This window comes from Micromonospora sp. NPDC050495 (genome assembly GCF_040655175.1).
In the GTDB taxonomy this organism is placed as follows: Bacteria; Actinomycetota; Actinomycetes; order Mycobacteriales; family Micromonosporaceae; genus Micromonospora.
The window spans coordinates 37,206-63,942 of record NZ_JBFAJK010000006.1 but is presented as its reverse complement, the minus strand read 5'-3'; the positions used below and the strand labels follow the sequence as shown (position 1 = coordinate 63,942).

The 26,737-nt window shown below is 73.8% G+C and carries 20 protein-coding genes; 15 read left to right on the top strand and 5 right to left on the bottom strand.

Annotation, left to right across the window (positions count from 1 at the left end):
- Position 1: 1 nt before the first annotated feature.
- Positions 2-1,054 (bottom strand): MoxR family ATPase, encoded by a 1,053-nt coding sequence (locus AB0I11_RS09555; RefSeq protein WP_357316106.1) that lies wholly within the window; start codon positions 1,052-1,054, stop codon positions 2-4.
- A 394-nt stretch (positions 1,055-1,448) separates the two neighbouring features.
- Here AB0I11_RS09555 and leuS point away from each other — a divergent pair, with 394 nt between their 5' ends.
- A complete protein-coding gene (gene leuS / locus AB0I11_RS09550) occupies positions 1,449-4,304 on the top strand; it encodes a leucine--tRNA ligase (RefSeq protein ID WP_357316102.1) in 2,856 nt (951 codons plus the stop codon).
- Positions 4,305-4,346: 42 nt separating this feature from the next.
- Here the strand turns inward: leuS and AB0I11_RS09545 are convergent, their stop codons facing one another.
- Complete coding sequence (locus tag AB0I11_RS09545; protein WP_357316099.1) at positions 4,347-7,172, bottom strand: BTAD domain-containing putative transcriptional regulator; 2,826 nt, start codon at positions 7,170-7,172, stop codon at positions 4,347-4,349.
- 172 nt (positions 7,173-7,344) lie between these two features.
- On the opposite strand from AB0I11_RS09545, the gene AB0I11_RS09540 reads away from it, so the two are divergent.
- Complete coding sequence (locus AB0I11_RS09540) at positions 7,345-7,743, top strand: hypothetical protein (protein WP_357316097.1); 399 nt, start codon at positions 7,345-7,347, stop codon at positions 7,741-7,743.
- 26 nt (positions 7,744-7,769) lie between these two features.
- On the top strand, positions 7,770-8,447 hold the full coding sequence (locus AB0I11_RS09535) for a CHAP domain-containing protein (RefSeq protein WP_357316094.1): 678 nt from the start codon (positions 7,770-7,772) through the stop codon (positions 8,445-8,447).
- Positions 8,448-8,567: 120 nt separating this feature from the next.
- On the opposite strand, the gene AB0I11_RS09530 is transcribed toward AB0I11_RS09535, so the two are convergent.
- The 3 genes from AB0I11_RS09530 to AB0I11_RS09520 are packed head-to-tail and all read right to left on the bottom strand — an operon-like array spanning position 8,568 to position 11,243.
- Positions 8,568-9,287, bottom strand: a complete 720-nt coding sequence (locus AB0I11_RS09530; protein ID WP_357316089.1) for a VTT domain-containing protein — start codon at positions 9,285-9,287, stop codon at positions 8,568-8,570.
- The gene (locus AB0I11_RS09525) at positions 9,284-10,006 is read right to left on the bottom strand and encodes a glutamine amidotransferase (protein WP_357316086.1); all 723 of its coding nucleotides are present in this window, start codon (positions 10,004-10,006) and stop codon (positions 9,284-9,286) included. Before AB0I11_RS09525 ends, AB0I11_RS09530 begins: the two co-directional genes overlap by 4 nt.
- Complete coding sequence (locus AB0I11_RS09520; RefSeq protein ID WP_357316577.1) at positions 9,996-11,243, bottom strand: MurT ligase domain-containing protein; 1,248 nt, start codon at positions 11,241-11,243, stop codon at positions 9,996-9,998. Before AB0I11_RS09520 ends, AB0I11_RS09525 begins: the two co-directional genes overlap by 11 nt.
- A 355-nt stretch (positions 11,244-11,598) precedes the next feature.
- On the opposite strand from AB0I11_RS09520, the gene mraZ reads away from it, so the two are divergent.
- From mraZ to ftsZ, 12 genes are all read left to right on the top strand, one after another.
- Entirely contained in the window at positions 11,599-12,030 is a 432-nt protein-coding gene (mraZ, locus tag AB0I11_RS09515; RefSeq protein WP_046569779.1) for a division/cell wall cluster transcriptional repressor MraZ, read from the top strand.
- A gap of 207 nt (positions 12,031-12,237) precedes the next feature.
- Positions 12,238-13,341, top strand: coding sequence for a 16S rRNA (cytosine(1402)-N(4))-methyltransferase RsmH (gene rsmH / locus AB0I11_RS09510; RefSeq protein ID WP_357316574.1), 1,104 nt, complete (start codon positions 12,238-12,240; stop codon positions 13,339-13,341).
- Positions 13,338-13,928, top strand: coding sequence for a hypothetical protein (locus tag AB0I11_RS09505; protein WP_357316081.1), 591 nt, complete (start codon positions 13,338-13,340; stop codon positions 13,926-13,928). Before rsmH ends, AB0I11_RS09505 begins: the two co-directional genes overlap by 4 nt.
- Before the next feature lie 3 nt (positions 13,929-13,931).
- Complete coding sequence (locus AB0I11_RS09500; RefSeq protein ID WP_357316078.1) at positions 13,932-16,139, top strand: penicillin-binding protein 2; 2,208 nt, start codon at positions 13,932-13,934, stop codon at positions 16,137-16,139.
- Between the two features lie 53 nt (positions 16,140-16,192).
- The gene (locus AB0I11_RS09495) at positions 16,193-17,767 is read left to right on the top strand and encodes a UDP-N-acetylmuramoyl-L-alanyl-D-glutamate--2,6-diaminopimelate ligase (RefSeq protein WP_357316075.1); all 1,575 of its coding nucleotides are present in this window, start codon (positions 16,193-16,195) and stop codon (positions 17,765-17,767) included.
- The gene (gene murF / locus AB0I11_RS09490) at positions 17,764-19,209 is read left to right on the top strand and encodes a UDP-N-acetylmuramoyl-tripeptide--D-alanyl-D-alanine ligase (RefSeq protein ID WP_357316072.1); all 1,446 of its coding nucleotides are present in this window, start codon (positions 17,764-17,766) and stop codon (positions 19,207-19,209) included. The genes AB0I11_RS09495 and murF overlap by 4 nt, the downstream gene beginning before the upstream one ends.
- Positions 19,206-20,333: a phospho-N-acetylmuramoyl-pentapeptide-transferase gene (gene mraY / locus AB0I11_RS09485; protein ID WP_357316069.1), complete on the top strand. Its 1,128-nt coding sequence runs from the start codon at positions 19,206-19,208 to the stop codon at positions 20,331-20,333. The genes murF and mraY overlap by 4 nt, the downstream gene beginning before the upstream one ends.
- A 200-nt stretch (positions 20,334-20,533) precedes the next feature.
- The gene (locus AB0I11_RS09480; protein WP_357316571.1) at positions 20,534-21,949 is read left to right on the top strand and encodes a putative peptidoglycan glycosyltransferase FtsW; all 1,416 of its coding nucleotides are present in this window, start codon (positions 20,534-20,536) and stop codon (positions 21,947-21,949) included.
- Positions 21,949-23,055, top strand: a complete 1,107-nt coding sequence (gene murG, locus AB0I11_RS09475) for an undecaprenyldiphospho-muramoylpentapeptide beta-N-acetylglucosaminyltransferase (RefSeq protein ID WP_357316066.1) — start codon at positions 21,949-21,951, stop codon at positions 23,053-23,055. Before AB0I11_RS09480 ends, murG begins: the two co-directional genes overlap by 1 nt.
- A gap of 31 nt (positions 23,056-23,086) precedes the next feature.
- The gene (murC, locus tag AB0I11_RS09470; RefSeq protein ID WP_357316063.1) at positions 23,087-24,574 is read left to right on the top strand and encodes a UDP-N-acetylmuramate--L-alanine ligase; all 1,488 of its coding nucleotides are present in this window, start codon (positions 23,087-23,089) and stop codon (positions 24,572-24,574) included.
- A complete protein-coding gene (locus tag AB0I11_RS09465; protein ID WP_357316058.1) occupies positions 24,571-25,389 on the top strand; it encodes an FtsQ-type POTRA domain-containing protein in 819 nt (272 codons plus the stop codon). Before murC ends, AB0I11_RS09465 begins: the two co-directional genes overlap by 4 nt.
- A 231-nt stretch (positions 25,390-25,620) precedes the next feature.
- Positions 25,621-26,736, top strand: a complete 1,116-nt coding sequence (gene ftsZ, locus AB0I11_RS09460; protein WP_357316055.1) for a cell division protein FtsZ — start codon at positions 25,621-25,623, stop codon at positions 26,734-26,736.
- Position 26,737 lies beyond the last annotated feature (1 nt).

Genomic DNA, 26,737 nt, shown 5'->3' with positions numbered 1-26,737 from the left:
GTCACGGCCTCCGCGGCTCGTACGGCCCGCGGCCGTTGTTCGGGGCGGGCCGGGTGTCGTACGGCGAGCGCTTGCGGTCGTGCGGCAGCGGCAGCCGGTGCACCAGCTCGGCGACGATCGCGTCGGTGGTGCGGCGGGCCAGCTGGGCGTCGGCGGTCGGGATGATCCGGTGCGCCAGCACCGGCACCGCGAGGGCCTGCAGGTCGTCCGGGAGGACGTAGTCCCGCCCCTCCAGGGCGGCCACCGCGCGGGCGGTGCGCAGCAGCTGGAGGGTGGCCCGCGGGGACGCGCCGAGCCGCAGGTCGTTGGCCTCGCGGGTGGCGGTGACCAGGTCGATGGCGTACTGCTTGACCGCGTCGGCCACGTGCACCTGCCGGACGTGGCCGATCAGCCGGCGCACGATGGCCGCGTCGGAGACCGGGCGCAACCCGTTCAGCGGGTCGGCGGCGCCGTGCCCGTCCAGCATGGCCAGCTCGGCGCCCGCGTCCGGGTAGCCCATCGCGATCCGGGCGGTGAACCGGTCGCGCTGCGCCTCCGGCAGCGGGTACGTGCCCTCCATCTCGATCGGGTTCTGCGTCGCGATCACCATGAACGGGGTCTGCAGCTGGTAGGTCACCCCGTCGACGGTGACCTGCCGCTCCTCCATGCACTCCAGCAGCGCCGACTGGGTCTTCGGCGAGGCCCGGTTGATCTCGTCGCCGACGACCAGGTTGGCGAAGACGGCGCCCGGCCGGAACTCGAAGTCGTGCGTCTCCTGGTTGTAGACGCTGACCCCGGTGACGTCGCTGGGCAGCAGGTCGGGGGTGAACTGGATGCGGCGCACCGAGCAGTCGATGGAGCGGGCCAGCGCCTTGGCGAGCTTGGTCTTGCCGACGCCCGGCACGTCCTCGATCAGCAGGTGGCCCTCGGCGAGCAGCACCGCCAGGGCGAGCCGGACGGTGGCCGTCTTGCCCTCGATGACCTGCTCGATGTTGGCCACGATGGCCTCGCTGGCGGCGCGGAACTCGGCGTGCGGCAGCAGACCGCCCACCTCGTCCCAGGTCTGTTGTGTCACGGGCCTCCTCCTCGTCGCCTGGACGGCAGCTCTTTATAGAGCACCTGGACCCGCCGTTGGGTTCGCGACGCCGAGCCTCGTCTGCCGCAAAAATCTCACTGGTCTCTCAGGCTAACCATGTTTCTCGTTGTCGCCGACCCCCGCAGGCGGTCGGTCGGTTACGCCCGGAATATTCGCCGGACCGGGGGAATGTCCCGACCGATGGTGCGGGCGAGATGGTCCAGGGGTAGGCGGGGTACACTGCCGGTCATGGCCGGAGTCTTCCTGCTTCTTACCGAGCCGTGCTGATGCGCTGAGCGCGCGACAGCACGGCCGCCCCTCCTGCGCGAGGGGCTTTTTTGTGCCCGCAGCAGACCTCCCATTTCCGACCTGACCCGCGCCGAGGAGACACGCCATGAGTGAGGCAGCCGCACCGGCGACCGACATTCCCCCGTTCCGGTACACCGCGGCCCTGGCCGAGGAGATCGAACACCGCTGGCAGGACAGCTGGGCGCGGGCGGGCACCTTCCACGCGCCGAACCCGACCGGTCCGCTGGCCGACCCGGACCACCCGCGGGCGGGCGCCGAGAAGCTGTACGTGCTGGACATGTTCCCCTACCCGTCGGGCGCCGGCCTGCACGTCGGGCACCCGCTGGGCTACATCGGCACCGACTGCTACGCCCGCTACCAGCGGATGGCCGGGCGCAACGTGCTGCACGCGATGGGCTTCGACGCGTTCGGGCTGCCCGCCGAGCAGTACGCGGTGCAGACCGGCACCCACCCGCGGACCACCACGGTGGCCAACATCGAGCGGTACAAGGCGCAGCTGCGCCGGCTGGGGCTGGGCCACGACGAGCGACGGTCGGTGGCCACCATCGACACCGACTTCTACCGCTGGACCCAGTGGATCTTCCTGCAGATCTTCAACTCCTGGTACGACCCGGACGCGCAGAAGGCCCGGCCGGTCGCCGAGCTGATCGCCGAGTTCGAGGGGGGCACCCGCCCGACGCCGGACGGCCGGCCGTGGTCCGAGCTGACCGTGGGCGAGCGGCGGAGGATCGTCGACGACCACCGGCTGGCGTACGTGTCGCAGGCGCCGGTGAACTGGTGCCCGGGCCTGGGCACCGTGCTGGCCAACGAGGAGGTCACCGCCGACGGCCGCTCCGAGCGGGGCAACTTCCCGGTCTTCAAGCGGAACCTGAAGCAGTGGATGATGCGGATCACCGCGTACGGGGACCGGCTGCTGGCGGACCTGGACACGCTGGACTGGCCCGAGCCGATCAAGCTGCAGCAGCGCAACTGGATCGGCAAGTCCACCGGCGCGCACATCGACTTCCCGACCGAGGCCGCCCCGATCCGGGTTTTCACCACCCGGCCGGACACCGTCTTCGGGGCCACCTACCTGGTGCTGGCGCCCGAGCACGAGCTGGTCGACGTGCTGGTGCGGGCCGAGTGGCCGGCGGGGACGAAGGAGTCCTGGACCGGCGGGCACGCCAACCCCCGGGCGGCCGTCGAGGCGTACCGGAAGGCCGCCGCGGCCAAGACGGACGTGGAGCGGCAGGCGGAGACCAAGGAGAAGACCGGCGTCTTCATCGGCGAGTACGCCACCAACCCGGTCACCGGCGCGCAGGTCCCGATCTTCATCGCCGACTACGTGCTGGCCGGCTACGGCACCGGGGCGATCATGGCGGTGCCCGCCCAGGACGAGCGGGACTGGGACTTCGCCGAGGTCTTCGACCTGCCGATCGTGCGGACCGTGCAGCCGCCGGAGGGCTTCACCGGCAAGGCGTACACCGGGGACGGCCCGGCGGTCAACAGCGCCGCGCCCGACCGCGGCCTGGACCTGAACGGCCTGGGGGTGGCCGACGCCAAGGCGCGGATCATCGAGTGGCTGGAGGCCAACGGGCACGGCGTCGGGGCGGTGACCTGGCGGCTGCGGGACTGGCTGTTCTCCCGGCAGCGCTACTGGGGCGAGCCGTTCCCGATCGTGTACGACGAGACCGGTGCGCCGATCGCGCTGCCCGAGTCGATGCTGCCGGTCGAGCTGCCCGAGGTGGACGACTTCTCGCCGAAGACGTTCGATCCGGAGGACGCCGACAGCAACCCGGAGACCCCGCTGTCCCGGCGGCGCGACTGGGTCGAGGTGGAGCTGGACCTGGGTGACGGGCCGAAGCGCTACACCCGGGAGACCAACGTGATGCCGCAGTGGGCCGGCTCCTGCTGGTACGAGCTGCGCTACCTGGACCCGACCGACGGCGAGCGTTTCGCCGACCCGGAGAACGAGGCCTACTGGATGGGCCCTCGGGACACCGGAGACCGCGGCCGACCCGACTGTGGGGGCACCGACCTGTACGTCGGTGGCGCCGAGCACGCCGTGCTGCACCTGCTGTACGCCCGCTTCTGGCACAAGGTGCTGTACGACCTGGGCCACGTCAGCTCGTTCGAGCCGTTCCGCCGGCTGTTCAACCAGGGCATGATCCAGGCGTACGCGTTCACCGACGCCCGGGGCGCCTACGTGCCGGCCGAGGAGGTCGTCGAGGTCGACGGCCGGTACTTCCACGGCGAGACCGAGGTCACGCGCGAGTACGGCAAGATGGGCAAGTCGCTGAAGAACGTGGTCACCCCGGACGAGATGTGCGCGGCGTTCGGCGCGGACACCTTCCGGGTGTACGAGATGTCGATGGGCCCGCTGGAGGTCTCCCGCCCCTGGGAGACCCGGGCGGTGGTCGGCTCGTACCGGTTCCTGCAGCGGGTCTGGCGGGCGATCGTCGACGAGCGGACCGGTCAGCTGCGGGTCACCGACGCCCCGGCCGACGAGGCGACCCGGCGGCTGCTGCACAAGGTGATCGACGGGGTCCGCGGCGACATGGAGGGGATCCGGTTCAACACCGCGATCGCCAAGCTGATCGAGCTGACCAACGGGCTGACCCGGCTGGCGGAGACGCCGCGCGAGGTGGCCGAGCCGTTGGTGCTGATGGTGGCCCCGTTCGCCCCGCACATCGCCGAGGAACTGTGGCACCGGCTGGGTCACGACACCTCGCTGGCGTACGCGGACTTCCCGACCGCCGACCCGGCGCTGCTGGTGGCGGAGACCGTCACCTACCCGGTGCAGGTCAACGGCAAGGTGCGCGGCCGGGTCGAGGTGCCGGCCGACGCGGCCGAGGACGTGGTCCGCGCGGCCGCGCTGGAGGCGGTCGCCGGCCCGCTGGCCGGCAAGGAGCCGCGCAAGGTGATCGTGGTGAAGGGCCGGATGGTCTCGGTCGTCGTCTGAACAGTGGCGCGGGCGCGCTCGGGTGAGCGCGCCCGCGCCCGGTCAGCGCGCCGGGGCGAGTTTGTCGCGGAGCGTCTCGGCCGCCGGATGCGCGATCTCGGTGAGGATCTCCAGCGCCTCCCGCCAGCAGCGCCGAGCGGTCACCGGGTCACCGAGGGCCGCGTGGTTGTCCCCGAGGTGCTGCAGCGCCTCTGCCTCGTTGTAGCGGTGCCCCAACTCGCGGTTGAGCGTCAGGGCCCGCCGGAAGCAGCGGGCCGCCGTCCGGTGGTGACCGAGGTGGTGCAGGGCATAGCCCAGGCTGTCCCAGCTGTTCGCCTCGCCGACCGCGTCGGCGAGGCGTCGTTGCAGCATCAGCGCCCGCTGGCAGTGCCGGACCGTCTCCGGGTAGTTGCCCAGCACGGCGTGGTCCCAGCCGACCGCGTTCAGCGCCCGAGCCTCACCCGCCTCGTCGCCGGCGGCCTGGAAGAGCCGCAGCGCGAGCTGGTCGTGGCCCAGCGCCGTCGCCTGGTCGCCTTCCTTCTCGCTGACCCAGCCCAGGCTCAGCAGGGTGTGCGCCTGGCCGACCCGGTCCGCCTGCCCGTCGAGCAGCAGCAGCGCCGACTTCAGGTGGGCCCGGGCCGCCGGCAGCCGGCCCGTCTCCGAGTAGGCGGCGGCGACGTCGCGGTGCGCCTGGGCCGACGCCGCCGGGTCGCCGGCCCGCTCGGCTGCGGCCAGCGCGTGGTTCTGGACGACGATCAGCTCCACCCAGTAGCCGCGGCGGCTCAGGAACGTGGTGAGCGAGGACGCCAGTTGCCAGACGTGTCGGTGCAGGCCGTGCCGCCCGGCCATGTCGACCGCCCGGACGAGGACCTCGTGTTCCTCGGCGAACCAGGTCAGCGCCGCCGCGTTGTCCGCGGGTTCCTCGGGCGTCACCCCCGACGGCGGCGGCGACGGTGCGGTCGGCTCGCGCAGCGGGGACAACTGCTCGTCGGCGGCACGGGCGCTGTGCAGGTAGTGGTCCACGATCCGCAGCCGGGTGGCCTGGCGGATCTCCGCGGGCTCCGACTCCACCAGCTCGGTCGCGTACGCGCGCAGCAGGTCGTGGCAGGTGTACCGGCCGGGCTCCCGTTCCGTCACCAGTTGGGCGCGGGCCAGCTCGGCCAGGGCGGCTCGCGCCTGCCGTTCGGGCCGGGCGACGAGGCTGGCGGCGGCCGGCACCGACAGGTCCGGGCCGGGGTGCAGCCCGAGCAGGCGGAACATCCGGGCCGCGGGCTCGCCGAGGGCCTGGTAGGACCAGGAGAAGACGGAGCGGAGGTCGGTGACGGGATCCCCGGCCGCGAAGCCGTCGAGGCTGCCCTGCGACGCCACGAGTTCCCGGGCGAGCGCGGTGAGGCTGAAACCGGGGTGGGCGGCCGCACGGGCCGCGACGACGGCCAGCGCCAGGGGCAGCCGGGCGCACCGCTCGATGATGTCGTCGGCCGGGCCTGGCTCGGCCGCCACCCGGCCGTCGCGCAGCCGCGTCCGCAGCAGTTCGCGGGCCTCAGTCATGGTGAGCAGGCCGAGCGTGACCGGATGCGCGCCTTCGGCGGCCACCAGGCCGGGTAGCTGCGAGCGGCTGGTCACCACCACCGCGCAAGCCGACGCGTCGGGCAGCAGCGGGCGCACCTGCTCGGCGTCCCGGGCGTTGTCCAGCACGATCAGCATCCGTCGCGTGGACACCAGGGAGCGGAAGCGACCGGCCCGGCCCTCTTCGCTCGCGGGGATCCGGCCGGGTGACACGTGCAACGCGTCCAGGAAGAGGCGCACCGCCTCGTCGCCGGACAGCGCCGCGCCACCGGGGTCGAAACCGCGGAGGTTGACGTACAGGCAGCCGTCCGGCAGGTCGCGGGCCAGCAGGTGCGCGAGCCGGACGGCGAAGCTGGTCTTGCCGACCCCGGCCGGTCCGCTGACCAGCAGGATCCGGCGTCGGTCCGGGGCCACGCAGTGCCGCCGGGCGTCGTCCAGCTCGCCGGCCCGGCCGACGAAGTGCGGCGGGTCCGGCGGCAGCAGGTTCACCGGCGCCGCCGGCGCCGCCGGCGCCGGGCCGGCTGCCGGCGCGTGCACCGCGCCGGGCAGTTCCTCGCGACGCAGGATCGCGGCGTGCAGCCGCTGCAACTGGGGCGCGTCCATGCCCCGCTCGCGCAGCAGGGCCGTGCCCTGGCGGCACACCTCGGCGGCCTCGTCCACCCGCTGCTCGGCGTAGAGCGCCAGGGCGAGCAGACGGCGCAGGCTCTCGTCGTACGGGAACTGGGCGACCGCGCCGGTCAGGTCGCCGATCGCCGCGGCGTGCCGCCCCAGCGCGATCAGCGCCTCGGCGGAGCCCCGCCGGGCGGTGCGGCAGAGCGCCTCCAGCCGGGCCACTTCGGACAGGGCGTACGGCCGGTCGGCGACGTTGGCGAAGGCCGGGCCCCGCCAGCGGGCCAGCGCGGCGGCAAACAGCTCCGCGGCGCGCGCGAAGCCCGCCGGATCACCGTCGTCGAGCAGCCGCCGCCCCTGCGTGATCTCCCGCTCGAAGTGGTGGGCGTCGAGCCCGTCGGGCGGGAGGTCCAGCCGGTACGCCAGGGCCGCGCCGGCGCCGACGGTGGCCACGACCGGGTCCCGGTCGTCCGCGCACCGACCGCCGGCCAGGGTGCGGCGCAGGTGCGAGACGTGGCTGCGCAGGGTCGCCGCGGCGCCGTCACCGGCCCGGGAGCCCCACAGCAGGTCGACCAGGCGGCTGGCCAGCACGGGGCGTCCCAGCGTGATGACCAGCACCGAGAGGAGTTCCGCCTGCCGAGGGCCGAGCGGCAGGGCGGCGCCGTCGCGTTCGACCTCGAGCGGACCGAGTACGGCGATCCGCAACTGCGCCATCCGAGAGCCCTCCGTGCCCCTGAGCGTCGCTCCGGCCACCCAGTGTATCGATCCGGGCCGATCGCCGTGGAACCCGTTCTGCACCCGTCTTCCACGCCGGTTCCACCGGTTGCCGGGACGGTGGGTGCACGGGGGCGGCAGAGGGTCGCCACATTCCCACGGGAGGACCAGTGTGAGCAGAACCTGGCACCGCGGTCTGCGGATCGCCGTCGCCACCGGACTCGTCGGATCCGCCGCGGTGGTCCTGGCGCCGACGGCGGCCTCGGCGGCGGCCTGCCGCGGCGGCACGGACAGCATCTCCGGCGCGCGCCTGCAGTATCAGATCTGTCCCGAGGCGTACACCACGGGACTCAGCTACTTCCTGGAGGACACCGCCAAGGACGGCCGCCGTGCCGAGGTGTGGATCCGCACGCCGAGCACCTCGTCCAGCGGCGTCAAGCTCGACGAGGCGACCGGCGGTGTCGGCGACTGGGCCGAGGACGAGTGGTACGGCCCGTTCAGCTCCGGCGTCTACCTCAAGGTCTGCACGAGTGACGCCAACACCAACCGACGTTGCGGTTCCTGGTTGTGAACCGCGGACTGGAGATTCGAACCCCTATGAAGACCATCCGTACGGCGCTGACGGCCCTGGTCGTCGTCGCCGCCGGCCTCGTCGCCGTCCCCGGCGTCGCGCAGGCCGCCGACACCGAGCTCGGCATCGACGTCGGGAACATCGCCTGGGAGCAGTTCACCTCCACCAACTCCGACGTGGTCTACCGGCGGCAGGAGCGCAGCGGCGCGGACTGCAACTTCTACACCGGTTTCTGGGCCGACCCGATCAACGACCGGTACGACGGTCAGGCCAGCCAGTACAAGCCCTGCGGGCCGGTGAGCCCGGGCTACATGTACCGGAACGGGTCGAAGACCTGGGACGACGTGCAGTGGCGCCCCCGGGCGTGGTGCGCCGACTTCGCGAAGTTCGCCTTCTACTGGGGCGGCGCGAAGTACACCGGGCTCAACGCCGCCGCCGCCAGCTTCCGCACCTACGGCATCAACAACGGCACCTGGCACGGTCGCGGCAGCGGTTACATCCCGCGCAAGGGGGACGCGGCGGTCTTCGACTGGGACGGTAACGGGACCATGGACCACGTGGCGATCGTGACCTCCTACTACGACACCACCACCGACGGCGACTACTACGTGGTCGGTGGTAACCAGTCGAACGGGGTGACGCACGTCCTGCACCGCAACTGGGAGTCGAGCGTCGTCGGCTACGCCTCGCCGGCGAAGAAGTAGCACCCGCTCCGAACGCGCGACCGGTCCGGTGCCTGGTGGTCCGGGCCGGTCCTGCGTGGGTGGCGGGACCGGTGGGACGCCGCAGGCTGGCCGACCGGCGGCTTCCCGGCGCCGCTCACCTCAGCTCGACCCCATCCGCCGCTTGCGTTCGGCCCGCCACCAGCGGTGGATGATGATCGCGCTGGCGATCAGGCCGAGGCTGGCCGGGGCCGCGGCGTACCAGTTGATCGAGTCGGGGGAGCTGACCGCCGCCCCGATGGCCGCGTAACCGATGGCGGTGGGGGCGGCGGCGATCACGCTGCCGGCCAGGAACGGCAGCACCCGCGCCCCGGTGGTGCCGTAGCCGTAGCTGACCAGGCCGAACCCGGCGATGGGCAGCAGCCGGACGGTCAGCACGCCGAACACGCTCTGCCGGGCGAACCAGCCGTCCAGCCGGGCCAGCCGGCCGCGGACCCGTTCGGCGACGAACTGCCGGCCCAGCAGGCGGCCGACCGCGAAGCCGAGGGCCGCCGCGAGCAGCGCGGCGCCGAGGGCGTACGCGGCGCCCTGCACCGGACCGAAGATCGCCCCGGCGGCCAGCGTGACGAAGGTACGCGGGACCAGCGCCACGAGCAGCAGGGCGCCGCCCACCACGGCGGCCACCGGCGCGTACCCGCCGAGCGAGTCGGCCAGCCGGGGCAGCTCGCCCAGGTCCGGGCGGGGAACCAGCAGCAGCGCGACGCCGAACCCGGCGAGCAGCAGGAGCAGCAGCGCGAACCGGCGTGCGGACGGCTGCCGGAGCAACCGGAGGCACCGGCGCAGGCCCGGTGGTCGCCGCCGCAGTCGGGCGGCGCCGGTCATGCCCTCGCGGCCGCGGCCACCGCGGTGCGGCGCTCCGACCGGAGCCGGTCGGCCCAGGTGTCGTCGAGCGCGGGGAGCTGGTGGATGCCGGTCGCCCAGCGCAGCAGCAGGTCGGCCAGGGCCGGGTTGCGGGCCAGCGCCGGGCCGTGCGAGTAGGTGCCGAGCAGCTTGCCCCGCCAGGCCCCCTCGGTGACCCCGTCGTTGCCCACCCCGGCGGTCACCCGGGCCAGCGGCGACACCCCGGCGCCGAGCCGGGTCCGCCCGCCGTGGTTCTCGAACCCGGTCAGGTGCGGGATGCCCAGCCGGGGGTCGACCTCGCCGGCCAGTTCGCCGACGGCCCGGGTGGGGCCCCGGTCGGAGGAGATGTCCAGCAGCTCCAGCCCCGCGTACTGGGCGCCCTTGGCGAAGAAGGAGGTGCCGAGGAGCTGGTAGCCGGCGCAGACGCCGAAGACCACCGAGCCCTGGGCCACCGCCCGGTGCAGGCCGCCGTCGGCGATCAGCCGCTGGGCGCCGAGCGCCTGCGGGCCGTCCTCGCCGCCGCCGAGCAGGTAGATGTCGGCGGTGGCGGGCAGCCGCTGGTCGGAGCGGACCTCCAGCACCTCGACCGGCATGCCGCGCAGCTGGGCCCGGCGGGCCAGGATCAGCGCGTTGCCGCGGTCGCCGTAGGTGGAGAGCAGGTCGGGGTAGATCCAGACGATGCGCAGGCTCTCAGTTGACACGGTCCAGCTCCGCTCGGATGTCCTGGAAGGCGGTGTAGTTGGCGATGACCTCCAGCCGGCCCGGCGGCACCGCGCGGACCGCCTCGTCGAAGCTGCGCATGTGCTGGAACGGGACGGCGTTGACGTCCAGCCGGACGGCCAGGTCGTAGGCCCGGTCGCCGGTGATCAGCACCTGCCGGCCGCGCAGCGGCGAGAAGTCGACGTCGAAGAGCCAGGAGGTGTCCAGCCCGTCGGGGTCGCGGGCGTTGATGGAGAGCAGTGTCGGCGCCTCGTCGGCCATGTCGAACGCCTCCAGCCAGCTGGCCGGGTTCTTGGCCAGCAGCAGCCGGATGTTGCGCCCGTCCCGGTCGACCTGCGCGTAGCGGCCGGCGACCGAGCTGACCGCGCCGAGCCGGGAGACCGCGTCCACCGGGCGTACGCCGAACTCGGCGGCCACGGCGAGCGCGGTGGCCGCGTTGCCGAGGTTGACCTTGCCGGGGAGCTGGAGCTGCACCTTGTGCCAGGCGCCGGTGGGGTCGAGCACGCCGTCGTCCTCGACGGTCCACTGCGGCTCGGGGCGGCGTAGCGGGCAGCCGGTGCACCACCACTGCTCGCCGGAGCGTTCGATGGTGGAGCCGCACTCGGGGCAGACCCACGAGTCGTCGTGCCAGCGCTGGCCGGCGCTGAACCAGGTGACGTGCGGCGGGACGTGGCCGTGCGCCGGGTCGGCCGGCGGGCTGGCCGCCCAGACCACCATCGGGTCGTCGGCGTTGGCGACCACCCGCACGTCCGGGTGCCGGACCAGCGCGGCGCGCCAGAGCTGCGCCATCATGGCGACCTCCTTGGCCCGGTCGAGCTGGTCGCGGGAGAGGTTGAGCAGCGCCACCACGTGCGGCTCGGTGGCCTCGAGGACCTGGGCCAGGTAGTGCTCGTCGACCTCCAGCACCGCGTACGGGGTGCTGCCGGCCTTGGCCAGGGCCGAGGTGTGGCCGGTGGGCATGTTCGCGCCGAAGGAGTTGGTGGCGACCCGGCCGAGCACGCCGACCGCGGCGGTGGTGAGCCGGGTGGTGGTGGTCTTGCCGTTGGTGCCGGACACCAGGGCGATGGCCCGGCCCGACGAGAGATGGGCGAGCAGGTCCGGGTCGATCTTGAGGCCGATCCATCCGCCGATCACCGAGCCGTCGCCACGGCCCGCGGCCCGCGACAGCGCCGCGGCGGTCCGCGACACGGAGCTGGCCACCTTTGCCCGCAGGGGCATCTTCGCGTCCGTCACGCGAGCGAGGTTACCGGACCCCGGGGCCCACCAGACCGCCGCCGACGGCGAACCGTTCGGCCGGGACGGCCCGGCGGACGGCCAGCGGGCGGTCCGCCGGACGGAGTCGATCAATGTCGGGTAGCGGACCGGCGCGCCGCGCCGCTGCGGCCCTCCACTCCGCTCCACCCCTTCTGACGTGCGCTTTTGCGCGCGGAAACGCCGCGCCACGCGGGCGTTTCTGGTTGCGGGTGGAGGGAAGTGGAGTAGAGTGGGGCGCGATGGTGAGGCCGGGAGGGCCACACCGGCCCGGGGGGTCAGCGGCGCCGCGAACGCCGCTCAGGGCGAGGGGGTTGGGCCGATGTTCCTCGGCACCCACACTCCGCGCCTGGACGACAAAGGCCGGTTGATCCTGCCGGCCAAGTTCCGGGATGAGCTGGCGGGGGGTGTCGTGATCACCAAAGGGCAGGAGCGCTGCCTCTACGTCTTCCCGATGCCCGAGTTCCAGCGGATCGCCGAGCAGTTGCGCGCGCAGCCGATGACGAGCAAGGCGGCCCGGGCCTACAGCCGGGTCTTCTTCGCGGGCGCGCACGACGAGGTGCCGGACAAGCAGGGTCGGGTGACCATCCCCGCGCACCTGAGGTCCTACGCCGCGCTCGACCGAGAGCTGGTCGTGATCGGCGCGAGCACCCGGGTGGAGATCTGGGACAAGGCGGCCTGGGAGGCCTACCTCACCGACAGCGAAGACGACTTCGCCGACATCGAGGAGGGGGTGCTGCCCGGCGGTCTGTAGGGCGTGACGGCGCCCGACGTACTGCGAGATCTCCACCCGCTTTCGAGTTCCTGGCACCCCTTCCCCGGTGCCAGGCGCACGATCCGTAACGGAGGGCCGCGGCCTCCGGCGGGCGGGAGCGGATGGGGATCTGGCGGTATGACGAGGCGCCGTGACGAGTACGGACGCGAGATGGACGGAAGCGAGTTTCAACCAGTGGGGGTCGAGATGGGGGAGCTACGCGGCACGCACGTGCCGGTGCTGCTCGAGCGGTGTCTCGAGTTGCTGGCCCCCGCGCTGGGTCGGAACGGCCGCACCGTCCACGTCGACGCCACGCTCGGTCTGGCCGGGCACGCCGAGGCGGTGCTCGCCGCGCATCCGCAGACGGTCCTGGTGGGTCTGGACCGGGACACCGAGGCCCTGGCCCACGCGCGGGTCCGGCTGGCCCGGTTCGCCGACCGGATCCACCTCGAGCACGCGGTCTACGACGAGTTGCCCGAGGTGCTCGACCGGTTGGGCTACCCGGCGGTCGACGGGGTGCTGTTCGACCTCGGCGTGTCGTCCCTGCAACTGGACGCGCCCGACCGCGGGTTCGCGTACGCGCAGGACGCGCCGCTGGACATGCGGATGGACCAGACCCGGGGGGTGACCGCCGAGGAGGTGGTCAACACCTACGCCCACCCGGACCTGGCCCGGGTGCTGCGGGTGTACGGCGAGGAGAAGTTCGCCGGGCGGATCGCCTCGGCGATCATCCGCGAGCGCGAGCGCGCGCCGATCACGTCGTCGGCGCGACTGGCCGAGCTGGTCCGGGAGAGCATTCCGGCACCAGCCCGACGAACCGGGGGACACCCGGCAAAGAGAACGTTTCAGGCTTTACGGATCGAGGTAAACAGAGAACTGGCAGCGCTGGAGACGGCGCTGCCGGCCGCTCTGGACAAGCTCACCGTGGGCGGCCGCATGGTGGTCCTGTCCTACCACTCGCTGGAGGACCGGCTCACCAAGCAGGCGCTCGCCGATCGGGTCCGCAGTAAGGGCCCGATCGACCTCCCGGTCGAACTGCCCGGGTCGGGTCCGACGTTCCGGCTGCTCAGCCGGGGCGCGGAGCTGCCCGGGGAGGCCGAGGTCGCGGCGAACCCGCGAGCCGCCTCGGTGCGGCTGCGGGCCGCGGAACGGCTCGACCCGGAGGCGGCCCGGCAGGGGCGTACCGACCGCGAACGGTACCGCCGCCGGGTCAAGGCGATGCACCAACCGGGGACGGGGTCACCGGGGTCCGAGCGGGACCCGGGGGCGGCCCCGAGGGACGGGACGGACGAAGAGGGGGAGGGGACATGAACGTTGACCAGCGCGACGGCCGGGACGCCGTCGGGCAGCGCGCACCGCGGTCGGGGGGCCGGACCACGGCGCAGCGCACCACGCGTACGATGACGGGGGCCGACCGGCTCGACCGCCGGGGGGAGGCTCGCGCCCGGGGGGCGCGCGAGTTCCCCACCCAGGGCAGCGCCGCCCTGCGGCCGGCCGAGCGGACCCGCCCCGCCGGTGCCCCGGCGCCCCGGCTGCGGGTCGCCCCGCCGCCGCCGGTCCGGGTGCCCCGGGCGCCGTTCGTCGGGCTGATCCTGGTGCTCGTGGTCGGCGGGGTGCTCGGCATCCTGGCGGTCAACACCAAGATCAACGAGAACGCCTTCAAGCTGGAGAAGCTCCAGCAGCAGCAGGCCAAGCTCGACGTCGACCAGCAGCAGCTGGAGAAGGAGATCGCCGACCAGAAGGCACCCGGCAACCTGACCGCCAACGCCCGCAAGCTGGGCCTGGTGGAGTCGGACGACCCGGCGTACATCCGGCTGCCGGACGGCAAAACGATCGGCATCCCGCACCCGGCGGAGGGTGCGCCGGCCATCACCAGCCAGCAGGGCAACGGAGGCTGATCGATGCCGCCGAGATCGGACGATCCGCGCCGGGACGCCACAGGCTCCCGGCGCGGGTCGTCGCGGGGTGGCGAGCCGCGGGAACCGGGCGTCGGCGGCATCTCCGACGCCCGGGCGTACACCCCGCGGGGCCGGACCATCCGCGAGGGCGGCGCGGCCGCCCGCACCGGCACCGGCGCCGAGCAGCGGCGTACCCCGCGCAGCAACCGCTCCGGGGACCCGTTCCGGCCGGCGTTGCAGGTGCTCGACGGCGGCCGGGCCGGGGCCGCCCGCGCCGGCCGCCGGGAGAGCGCCGCGGGCGGCCGGGCCGGCGTGGTGCGGACCGTCTCCGCCCGGCCCGCCCGGGAGCCCTTCGACGACGACGACGACGCGCCGCCGCCGCGCCGCCGGCCCGGCCCGCGCCGCCCGGCGCGCCCAGCCGCCGCCCGGCGACCGTCCCGCAAGCCGCCGCGCCCGCCGAAGCTCGCCGACCCGCGCCGCCGGCTGCGGCTGGGCACCCTGCTCGCGCTGGCGCTCTTCACCACCATCGGCATCCGGCTGATCGCCCTGCAGACCGTCAACACCCCGGCCTACGCCGACGGTGGGCTGAACAGCCGGCTGGCCGTGGTCGAGCTGCCCGCCCCGCGCGGGGCCATCTACGACCGCACCGGCGCCCCTCTGGCGCACAGCGTCGAGGCCCGGTACGTCTTCGCCGACCCGACCCGGGTGAAGGACCGCCTCACCACGGCGAAGCTGCTCTCCCCGCTGCTCGGCGTGCCCGCCAGCGAGCTGGCCGACCGGATGAAGCCGCGCAAGCTGCCCACCGGCGTCCCGTCCCAGTTCGAGTACCTGGCCCGCGGCGTCGACATCGACAAGGCCAAGCAGATCATGGCGCTGGACCTCGTCGGCATCAACGTGCACCGGGACGAGCGGCGCGAGGTGCCCGGCGGCGACCTGGCCGCCAACCTGATCGGCTTCGTGAGCCAGGACATGGTCGGCCTGGAGGGACTGGAGGCCAAGTACGACGACCTGCTGGAGGGCAAGTCCGGCAAGAAGCGCTACGAGATCGGGCAGGGCGACCTGGCCGCGCCGATCCCCGGCGGCTACAGCGAGACCACCCCGGCCAAGCCGGGCGGTTCGCTGCAGCTGACCGTCGACCGGGACCTCCAGTTCCAGGCGCAGCGCATCCTGTCCAGCCGGATGGCCCAGACCCGGGGCAGCGTCGGCGCCGCGGTGATCATGGACGTGCCCACCGGCGAGGTGCTGGCCCAGGCCAGCTACCCCGGCTACAACGCCGCCGCCCCGCAGAAGGTCGCCTCGCCGCGGGACCGGGAGGACGCGGCCACCAGCTTCATCGTCGACCCCGGCTCGATCCACAAGGCGATCACCTACGGCGCCGCCCTGCAGGAGGGCGTGATCACCCCGGACACCGCGTTCCCGGTCGCCAACACGATCACCCTCGGTGGCGTCCCGTTCAGCGACACCCGCCCGGCGAACGGGCGGACGATGAGCATCCCCGGCATGCTGGCCTTCTCCTCCAACATCGGCACCATCAAGATCGCCGAGAAGCTGGGCAAGGAGCGGCTGATCGACTACCAGAAGCGGTTCGGGCTCGGGCAGGCCACCGGGGAGGGCATGCCGGGGGAGGCCCCCGGCCGGCTGCTCCCCGCCGACCAGTGGAGCGGGTCGTCGTACGGGTCGGTGCCGATCGGGCACAGCGTGGACGCCACCCCGCTGCAGATGGCCGCCGCGTACAACGCGATCGCCAACAACGGCACGTACGTCCAGCCGCACCTGATCCGGAACGTGATCAGCCCGGACGGGAAGAAGACGACACCGGCGAAGCCGGTCACCCGCTCGGTGCTCAGCCCGGCCAACGCCGCCGCGCTGCGCACCATGCTGGAGGCGGTCACCACCGTCGACGGCCCCGACGGGCGGGCCACCGGCCTGGCCGCCGCCGTCCCCGGCTACCGGGTGGCCGGCAAGACCGGCACCGGCCTGCGGTACGACAACGGCAAGCGCCAGCCCGGCGACGTGGCCTCGTTCATCGGCATGGCCCCGGCGGAGAAGCCCCGGTACGTGGTGGCGGTCTTCGTCTGGAGCCCGGGCGGCGAGGGCGGCGCGCTGGCCGCGCCGGCCTTCCGCGACATGATGGGCTTCACCCTGCGCCACTACCGGGTGCCGCCGTCCGCGACCGACCGGTCGCCCAAGTTCGAGGTCTTTCCGCGCTGAGCGGGCACGGCGGGACATCATCGGTGAGTGGGGACGAACCACCGGGGCGGGCTGTGCGCCCGGAACCGGACGACCGGGTAGGGTCTGACGCCGTGTCCGGCAATCCACGCCCCCGTACCGTGCATCCCGTCCGGCTCGGTGACCTCGCTGTCCGGTTGCCGGCGAGCGGCCGGAGCGGCCTCGCGGGCGACCCGGCGGCGGTCGAGGTCACCGGGGTGACCCACGCCAGCCAGGAGGTCCGCCCGGGCGACCTGTACGCGGCCCTGCCCGGTGCCCGCCGGCACGGCGCGGAGTTCGCCGCCGGCGCGGCCGAGGCCGGCGCGGTGGCCGTGCTGACCGACCCGGCCGGCGTCGAGCGGGCCGCCGCGGCGGGCCTGCCGGTGCTGGTGGTGGACGACCCGCGGGCGGTGCTCGGGGACGTCGCGGCCGCCGTCTACGGCGACCCCACCGCCGGGCTGACCATGATCGGGGTCACCGGCACCGCCGGCAAGACCTCCACCAGCTACCTGATCGAGTCCGGGCTGCGCGCCGCCGGGCGCACCACCGGGCTGATCGGCACCGTGGAGACCCGGCTGGGCGACCTGGTGATCGACAGCGTACGGACCACCCCGGAGGCCACCGACCTGCACGCCATGCTGGCCGTGGCCGGCGAGCGGGGGGTCGACACGGTGGTCATGGAGGTGTCCAGCCACGCCCTGGCCATGGGCCGGGTCGGCGGGGTGCGGTTCGACGTCGGCGGCTACACCAACTTCGGCTCCGACCACCTGGACTTCCACGCCGACGAGGCGGACTACTTCGCGGCCAAGGCCAAGCTCTTCGACGGGCGCTGCGCGGTCGAGGTGCTCAACCACGACGATCCGGCGCTGCGGCCGCTGCGGAAACCGGCCACCGTCACCTACTCGGCGGCCGGCGACCCGGCCGCCACCTGGTGGGCCGACGGGATCGACGGCGAGGGTTACGCCCAGCGCTTCACCGTGCACGGCCCGGACGGGCTGACCCTGCCCACCGGCGTGGCGCTGCCCGGCCGGCACAACGTGGCCAACGCGTTGCTGGCGATCGCCGTGCTGGTGGCCGCCGGCGTCGACCCGACCACCGCGGCGGCCGGGGTGGCCGCCTGCGGCGGGGTGCCCGGCCGGCTGGAACTGGTCAGCGGGGACGCCCCGGTGCGCGGCGTGGTCGACTACGCGCACAAGGCCAACGCGATCGAGGCGGTCCTGGCCGCGCTGCGCGGGCTGACCCCCGGCCGGCTGGTCTGCGTGCTCGGCGCCGGGGGCGACCGGGACCGGGGCAAGCGGCCGGTGATGGGCGCCGCCGCGGTGACCGGGGCGGACGTGGTGCTGGTGACCGACGACAACCCGCGCACCGAGGACCCGGCCGCGATCCGGGCCGAGGTGCTGGCCGGGGCGTACGCCGCGAACGTCGGCGCGCGGATCATCGAGGTGCCCGGCCGGCGGGCCGCGATCGAGGAGGCGGTCCGGTTGGCCGAACCGGGGGACGTGGTGGCGGTGCTGGGCAAGGGTCAGGAACGCGGGCAGGAGGTCAACGGCGAGGTGCTGCCGTTCGACGACCGGGTCGAGCTGGCGGAGGCGCTGCGGGCCCGCTTCGGTGACCGGGCGGGGCAGCGGTGATCCCGCTGAGCCTGGCCGAGGTGGCCGGCGCCGTCGACGGCCGGCTGGTCGCCGCCGACCCGGCGGCCCGGGTCACCGGCACCGTGGAGTTCGACTCGCGCAAGGTCACCCCGGGTGGGCTCTTCGTGGCGTTCCCCGGCGAGCAGGTGGACGGGCACGACTACGCCGCCGCCGCCGTCTCGGCGGGGGCCGTGGCGGTGCTCGGCACCCGCGAGGTGCCCGGCGTGCCGATGGTGCTGGTCGCCGACGCGCTCGCGGCGATGGGGCGGCTGGCCCGCGCGGTGGTCGACCGGCTGCCCGGGCTCACCGTGATCGGACTGACCGGCTCCTCCGGCAAGACCACCACCAAGGACCTGATCGCCCAGCTCACCACGCGGCTCGGCCCCACCGTGGCGCCGCCCGGCTCGTTCAACAACGAGCTGGGCCACCCGTACACGGCGTTGCAGGCCGACCCGGAGACCCGGTACCTGATCATGGAGAAGGGCGCCCGCGGGGTGGGGCACGTGCGCTACCTGTGCGACGTGGTGCCGCCGCGGATCTCGGTGGTGCTCAACGTCGGCGTGGCGCACCTCGGCGAGTTCGGCTCGCGGGAGACCATCGCGCTGGCCAAGGGGGAGTTGGTCGAGGCGCTGCCCGCCGACGGGCTGGCCGTGCTCAACGCCGACGACCCGCTGGTCGACGCGATGGCGGCGCGCACCGTGGCCCGGGTGGTCCGGTACGGCGAGTCGGAGCGGGCCCAGGTGCGCGCCACGGCGGTGACCCTGGACGAGCGGGGCCGACCGTCGTACACCCTGGTCACGCCGGAGGGGAGCGCGCCGGTGCGGCTCGGGCTGACCGGGCGGCACCAGGTCTCCAACTCGCTCGCCGCCGCGGCGGTCGCCCGGGAGCTGGGCATGCCCCTGGCCGAGCTGGCCGTCGCGCTGGGCGAGCTGGGCCTGGTCTCGACCCGGCGGATGGACGTCTTCGAGCGCGCCGACGGGGTCACCGTGATCGACGACTCGTACAACGCCAACCCGGCCTCGATGAGCGCCGCGCTGCGGGCGCTGGCGAGCATGCGGGGACGGGGGCGTACCGTCGCGGTGCTCGGCTACATGGCCGAGTTGGGCGACTTCGAGGCGGAGGGACACCAGCAGGTGGGCCGGCTGGCGGCCGAGCTGGGGGTCGACCGGCTGCTCGTGGTGGGCGAGCCGGCGGCGCCGATCCACGAGGGCGCCACAGCGGTAGGCAACTGGGGAGGAGAGTCGGTGCTGCTCACCGATCAGGCGGCGGCCGTCGAGGTGCTGCGGGGTGACCTGCGTCCGGGTGACGTGGTCCTGGTGAAGGGCTCCCGGTACCGCACCTGGGAGGTCGTCGACGCGCTGCGCGAGGCCACCGGGAAGAGCCCGGACGGCGCGGGAAGCCCGCTGTCGGGCCCGGCCGGGACCGAGGACGGCGCCGCGTGAGGGCGGTCATCGTCGCCATCGGGGTCGCCTTCCTCATCTCCCTGCTCGGCACCCCGATCGCGATCAAGGTGTTCACCCGGCTCAAGGCCGGCCAGCCGATCCGGGCCGAGGGCCCGGCCATGCACCAGGGCAAGAAGGGTACGCCGACGATGGGCGGCGTGGTCTTCATCCTGGCCACGGTGATCGCGTACGTCGCCGGCCACCTGGCCCTGACCACCCTGCCGGACGCGCAGATCGCCCAGGTCGAGCCGACCATCACGGCGCTGGTGCTGCTGGGGCTGATGGTGTTCTCCGGCGCGGTCGGCTTCATCGACGACTTCCTGAAGGTCCGCAAGCGGCACAGCGGCGGCCTGAACAAGCGTGGCAAGCTCGCCGGCCAGATCCTGGTCGGCGCGATTTTCGGCGTGGTGGCGCTCTACTTCCCGAGCAGCATGACCGACGCCAGCGGCACGGCCACCAACACCGAGACCGTCGGCAGCACGACGCTGAGCTTCATCCGGGACATCCCGTTCCTGGAGATCGGCAAGATCGGCTCGGTGATCGTGATCATCATGGTGGTGATGGCGGCGACCAACGGCGTGAACCTCACCGACGGGCTGGACGGCCTGGCCACCGGCGCCTCGGTGATGGTGCTCGCGGCGTACGCGCTGATCGCGTTCTGGCAGTACCGGCACTGGTGCGCGGACCCGAACTACCCGGCCGGTGAGTACTGCTACACGGTGCGCGACCCGCTGGAGATCGCGCTGATCGCCGGGGCCGCGGCCGGGGCCTGTGTCGGCTTCCTCTGGTGGAACACCTCGCCGGCCCGGATCTTCATGGGCGACACCGGCGCGCTCGGCCTCGGCGGCCTGATCGCCGGCATGGCGATGTCCACCCGGACCATCCTGCTGCTGCCCATCCTGGGCGGCCTCTTCGTGATCATCACGATGTCCGTGGTGATCCAGATCATCTCGTTCCGGACCACCGGCAAACGGGTGTTCCGGATGTCGCCGCTGCAGCACCACTTCGAGTTGGCCGGCTGGAGTGAGGTCAACATCGTGGTCCGGTTCTGGATCATCGCGGGCATCGGGGTGGCCATCGCGCTCGGCCTGTTCTACAGCGAGTTCCTCGCCGCGGTCAGCTGAGCGGCCGCGCGCCACGGCGGGCCCGACACGCCGAGCGGGCGGTTGCGCCACGGGCGGGCCGGCGCAGCCAGCATGATGGGCACGTGGGGGAGGGACGAGACACCGACGGCACGACCGACACGCCGCCCCGGCGGCCACCCGCGGAGGACCGGCCGGCGGAGCCACCGGCCCCGCCGGCGCGCTTCGACGCGGCCGGCGGGCTGGCCGCGTTGCAGGGCCTGCTGGCCCGGCCGCTGGCCTCCTACTACCTGCTGCTCTCCAGCGCCGGCCTGCTGCTGCTGATCGGCCTCACCATGGTCTTCTCGGCGACCAGCGTGAAGGACTACGCCGACCAGGGCGACGCGTCCGCCTCGCTGGTCAAGCAGACGATCTTCGCGGTGATCGGCATCGTGGCGTTCTGGGCCTGCCAGCGGCTGCCGGCCCGGACCTTCCGGGCGGTGAGCCGCCCCTTCCTGGGCGTGGCCGTGGTGCTGCTGCTGGTGCTCAACCTGCTGGTCGCGCTGGAGTCGCTGTTCCGGGTGAAGGCGATCGGCCCGCTCAAGGCCGAACTGCTCTGGCTCTACCTGGGCCCGGTCTCGGTGCAGCCGGTCGAGGTGGCCAAGTTCGCGTTGGTGCTCTGGGGCGCGCACGTGCTGGCCCGCAAGGGCGCCGCGCTCGGCTGGTGGAAGGAGCTGGCCACCCCGCTGTTCCCGGTGGTCGGCCTGCTCTTCGTGCTGGTCGGCTACAACGACCTGGGCAGCATGCTCTGCCTGCTGGCGCTGGTGGTCGGGATGCTCTGGGCGGCCGGGGTGCGGATGCGGGTGTTCGCCACCCTCACCGCGGTCGGCCTGGCCGGCGTCGGCCTGCTGGTCGCCGCCGCCTCCCTCGGCGCCGGGTCCGGCGCGCGCGACGACACCAACTACCGGCTGACCCGGCTCACCTCCTTCCTCGACCCGCCCGACCCGAAGACCTGCTTCGAGGAGCAGCTCGAGGGCTGCTACCAGCTCGTCCAGGCCCGGTACGCGGTCGAGCACGGCGGCTGGTTCGGGGTCGGGCTGGGCAAGAGCAGCTTCAAGTTCGGCTGGCTGCCGGAGGCGCACAACGACTTCATCTTCGCGATCATCGCCGAGGAGCTGGGCGTGGTCGGCTGCGCCGTGGTGCTGGTGCTCTTCGCCGTGCTGGCGTACACCGGGCTGCGGATCGCCCGGCGGGTGGAGGACCCGTTCCGCCGGCTCGCCGCCGCCGGGGTGACCGCCTGGCTGGTCGGCCAGGCGGTAATCAACATCGGCGGGGTGACCGGGTTGCTGCCGCTGACCGGCGTGCCGCTGCCGTTCATCTCCGACGGCGGCAGCGCCCTGGTGGTGACCCTGGCCGCGGTCGGCATGCTCGCCTCCTTCGCCCGCGCCGAGCCGGACGCGGCCCGAGCCCTGCATGCCCGTCCCCCGGCGCGCTGGGTCCGACTAGTGTGGGCCCCGTTGCCGCCGCTACCCGGCCGGCGTCGCCGCCCGGCGTCGCCACCGCCGGACCGTGGGTCCGTACCCCGGTCCCGGACGCGGCGGTCCGACGACCAGGCCGCGGTCCGCGGCGCCCGGCCGGGCCGGGCCCGCGCCGGCACGGCGAGCGAGAGGAGACGCTGATGGGTCCGCTGCGTTCGGTGGTGCTCTGCGGAGGGGGTACGGGTGGGCACATCTACCCGCTGCTGGCCTTCGCCGACTGCCTGCGCCGACACGACCCCAGCGTGCGGATCACCTGCCTGGGCACCCCGAAGGGCCTGGAGAACGAGCTGATCCCGCCGGCCGGCTACGACCTGCGCCAGATCCCCGCCTACCAGCTGCCCCGGTCGGTCAACATGAGCCTGGTCCGCACCCCGGACCGGATGTGGAAGGCGGCCCGCGCGGCGGGCAAGGTGATCGACGAGGTGCAGGCCGACGCCGTGGTCGGCTTCGGCGGGTACGTCTCGGTGCCCGGCTACCTGGCCGCGTGGCGGCGCGAGCTGCCGATCGTCATCCACGAGGTGAACGTGCCGCCGGGGGTGGCCAACCGGCTCGGGATGAAGTTCACCAAGCACGTCGCGGTGGGCTTCCCGCACCAGCCGGCGCAGGCCGAGTCTCTGCGCGACGCCCAGGTGGTCGGGGTGCCGCTGCGCCGGGGCATCGCCGGGCTGGACCGGGCCGCCATGCGGGACGCCGCCCGGGCCCACTTCGGCCTCCGGCCCGACCTGCCGGTGCTCTTCGTCGCCGGCGGCTCGCAGGGCGCCCGCTCGATCAACCTGGCGGTGTCCGGGGCGGCCAAGGAGCTGGCCCGCAACGGCGTGCAGGTGCTGCACGTCATCGGCGCCCGCAACGAGCCGGTCTCCGTCCCCACCGACCTGCCGGTGCCGTACGTGACCCTGCCCTACCTGTCCGAGATGGAGCTGGGCTACGCGGCCGCCGACCTGATGCTGGGCCGGGGCGGCGCGATGACCTGTGCCGAGGTGGCGGCCATCGGGCTGCCCACCATCTACGTGCCCTACCCGCACAGCAACCAGGAGCAGAAGCGCAACGCGCTGCCCGTGGTGGAGGCCGGCGGCGGGTTGCTCGTCGACGACGCCGAGGTGACCCCGGACTGGTTGGAGCGCACGGTCATCCCGCTGATCCGGGACCCGCGGCGGCTCGCCGCGATGGGCGCCGCCGCGGCCGGGTACGGCCGGCGCGACGGCGACGTCGCCCTGCTGAACTTCGTCTACCAGGCGGTGGCCCGATGACGCCGGGCGCCGCGACGGGAAGGTACCGCTGATGAACACCGCGCAGTTCACCCCCGCCGGCACGATGACCGCGGAGGACCTGGGCCGGATCCACCTGATCGGGGTGGGCGGGGTCGGCATGAGCGGCCTGGCCCGGCTCTTCCTCACCCGGGGCCTGCCGGTCTCCGGCAGCGAGCTGCGGGAGTGGCCGTCCCTGGCCGGCCTGCGGGCGCTCGGCGGGACCATCCACTCCCGCCACGAGGCGTCGAACCTCGACGGGGTGGACACCGTGGTCTACTCCTCGGCGATCCCGCAGGACCACCTGGAGCTGGTCGAGGCGCGCCGGCGCGGGCTGCGGGTGCTGCACCGCTCCGAGGCGCTCGCCGCCGCGATGACCGGCCGGCGGACCGTGGCGGTCGCCGGCACGCACGGCAAGACCACCACCACCTCGATGGTCACCATGGTGCTCCAGCAGGCCGGCACCGATCCGTCCTTCGTGATCGGTGGCGAGATCTCCGAGGTCGGCTCGGGCGCGCACCACGGCACCGGCGAGTACTTCGTGGTCGAGGCCGACGAGAGCGACCGCTCCTTCCTCATCTACCGCCCGTTCGTGTCGGTCATCACCAACATCGAGGCGGACCACCTCAACACCTACGGCGACCTGGCCAACCTGGAGGCGGCCTTCGCCGAGTTCGCCCGGCTGACCGACCCGGAGGGGTTCATCGTCACCTGCGCCGACGACCCGGGCGGCCGGCGGCTGGCCGAGACGCTGCGGGCCGAGGGGCGCCGGGTCTGGACGTACGGCGAGGCGCCCGACGCCGACCTGCGGCTGAGCGGGATGGCCTCCTCCGCCCGCGGGGTGCGCTACCTGGCCGAGATCGAGGGCCGGCCGCTGGGCGAGATCCGGCTGCCGGTGCCCGGCCGGCACATGGGGCTGAACAGCGCCTCGGCGGTGCTCACCGCGTACCTGCTCGGGCTGCCGGTCGAGGCGGCCGAGGCGGCGCTCGGCGCGTTCCCCGGGGTGCGCCGGCGTTTCGAGCGCAAGGGCGTGGCCGACGGCGTGCTGGTCTACGACGAGTACGCGTACCACCCGACCTCGATGACCCTGGCGCTGCAGACGCTGCGCGAGGTGGCCGGCGAGGGCCGGCTGATCGTGGTCTTCCAGCCGTACCGGCTCTACCGCACCCGGGACCTCCAGGCGGAGATCGCCGCGGCCCTGGCCATCGCCGACGAGCTGGTGCTGCTGGAGGTCTTCGGCCCTGGCGAGCTGCGCCAGCCGGGGGAGGGCGCGGCCGCGCTGGTCGAGGCGGTGCCGCTGCCGGCCGACCGGAAGGTCTTCGTCGAGGCGTGGGACGACGTGCCGGCCGAGGTGGCCCGCCGGGCCCGTACCGGCGACGTGGTGGTCACCATGGGCGCGCCGCCGATCTCGCTGATGGGCGACCAGCTCCTCGACGCCCTGCTGGCCCGCACCGGCGCCGCGGGGGGCGCGGCGCTCGGCACCGGCGTCGACCCGGACGGCGCGGCCGCCACGGCCGGATGAGCCCCGGCCCGGCCCGCGGCCGGACCCCCGGCCAGGAGGGCGGGGGCGGCCGGCGCAACCCGGTCCGGCAGTGGCAGCTGGTCCGGGCCGGCGCGGACGCCGTACCCCCGTCGACCCGGCGGTTCATGGCCCGGGCCCGGCGCCGCCGGATGCGGGCGGCGCTGCCCTGGGCGGTGGCCGCGGGTGTGCTCGCGCTGGCCGGGCTGGTCGCCTGGACCGTCCTCGGCACCGGCCTGTTCGGGGTCCGCGAGGTGCGGGTGGTCGGCGCGCACCTGGTCACCCCGGTCGAGGTACGCGACGCCGCGGCGGTGCCCGACGCCGCGCCGCTGGCCCGGGTGGACCTGTCCGCGACCGCCCGCCGGGTCCGGGCCCTCGCCCCGGTGGAGCGGGTCACGGTGCAGCGGGACTGGCCGGGCACGCTGGTCATCCGGGTGGTGGAGCGGACCCCGGTGGCGGTGGTGCCGAAGGGCGAGCGGTTCGTCGTGCTGGACCGCGCCGGGGTGGTCTTCCAGGATCTGCCCCGGGCCCCCGCCGGGCTGCCGGTGATCCGGGTCGGCGCGCCGGCGCCGGACGACCCGGGCACCCGGGCCGGGCTGGCGGTGCTCGCCGCGCTCAGCCCGAAGCTGCGCGCCGAGCTGGTCTCGGTGGACGTGGCCGGGCTGGCCCGGATCACCCTGCGGCTGCGCGGTGACCGGACGGTGTTCTGGGGCGACGCGACCCGGGGCGCGGACAAGTCCACTGTGGCCACCGCCCTGCTCGGTCGGAAGGTCGACACGATCGACGTCAGCGCGCCGGACGTGGTCACCTACCAGTGAGCCGGCGGCCCGGAACGTGAGCCGGCCCGCTCCGGCCGGCGACACGCCGGAGAGGTCCTTGGCTCATCGGGCGGTGGCGCATACGTTGCCCCGAAGAGATCAGTGGTTGACATAACTCTAAGCCTCTAGTAGAGGGTGAGGGTTTCAGACCCGCAGGGAAGTGCTCCGCCGCTGGTCCGGCCAAGCCGTGTGGGGTCGGCCCATGCCAATCTCGAAGGGAAAGGACCGGAGATGACACCTCCGCACAACTACCTGGCGGTCATCAAGGTCGTCGGCATCGGGGGCGGCGGCGTCAACGCCGTCAACCGGATGATCGAGGTTGGGCTCAAGGGCGTCGAGTTCATCGCGATCAACACCGACGCGCAGGCGCTGCTGATGAGCGACGCCGACGTCAAGCTCGACGTCGGCCGGGAGCTGACCCGAGGGCTGGGCGCGGGCGCGAACCCGGACGTCGGCAAGAACGCCGCCGAGGACCACCGCGACGAGATCGAGGAGGTGCTCAAGGGCGCCGACATGGTCTTCGTGACCTGCGGCGAGGGCGGCGGCACCGGCACCGGCGGCGCGCCGGTGGTGGCGAACATCGCCCGCAAGCTCGGCGCGCTCACCATCGGCGTGGTCACCCGGCCGTTCTCGTTCGAGGGCAAGCGGCGCCAGGTGCAGGCCGAGGCCGGCATCGAGGAGCTGCGCAACCAGTGCGACACGCTCATCGTGATCCCGAACGACCGGCTGCTCGCCCTCGGTGACCGCAACATCTCCATGATGGACGCCTTCCGGACCGCCGACCAGGTGCTCCTCTCCGGTGTCCAGGGCATCACCGACCTGATCACCACCCCGGGTCTGATCAACCTGGACTTCGCCGACGTCAAGAGCGTGATGAGCGGCGCGGGCAGCGCGCTCATGGGCATCGGCAGCGCCCGCGGCGAGAACCGGGCGGTGGAGGCGGCCCAGGCGGCCATCTCCAGCCCGCTGCTGGAGCAGAGCATGGACGGCGCGCGCGGCGTGCTGCTCTCCATCGCCGGCGGCTCCGACCTGGGCCTGTTCGAGATCAACGACGCCGCGCAGCTGGTCACCGACGCGGCCCACCCGGACGCCAACATCATCTTCGGCGCGGTCATCGACGACGCGCTCGGCGACGAGGTGCGGGTCACCGTGATCGCCGCCGGTTTCGACGGGGGCGCGCCCGCGTACAAGGCGGTGGAGCCGGCCCGCAAGACCAACCAGAACCAGCCGGCCCAGCCGAGCACGCCGGTCAGCCCGCCGACCACCATGCCGGCGCCGCAGCAGTCGCCGCGGCGGGTGCTCTTCGACGACGTCGACGTGCCCGACTTCCTCAAGAACGGTTCCTGAG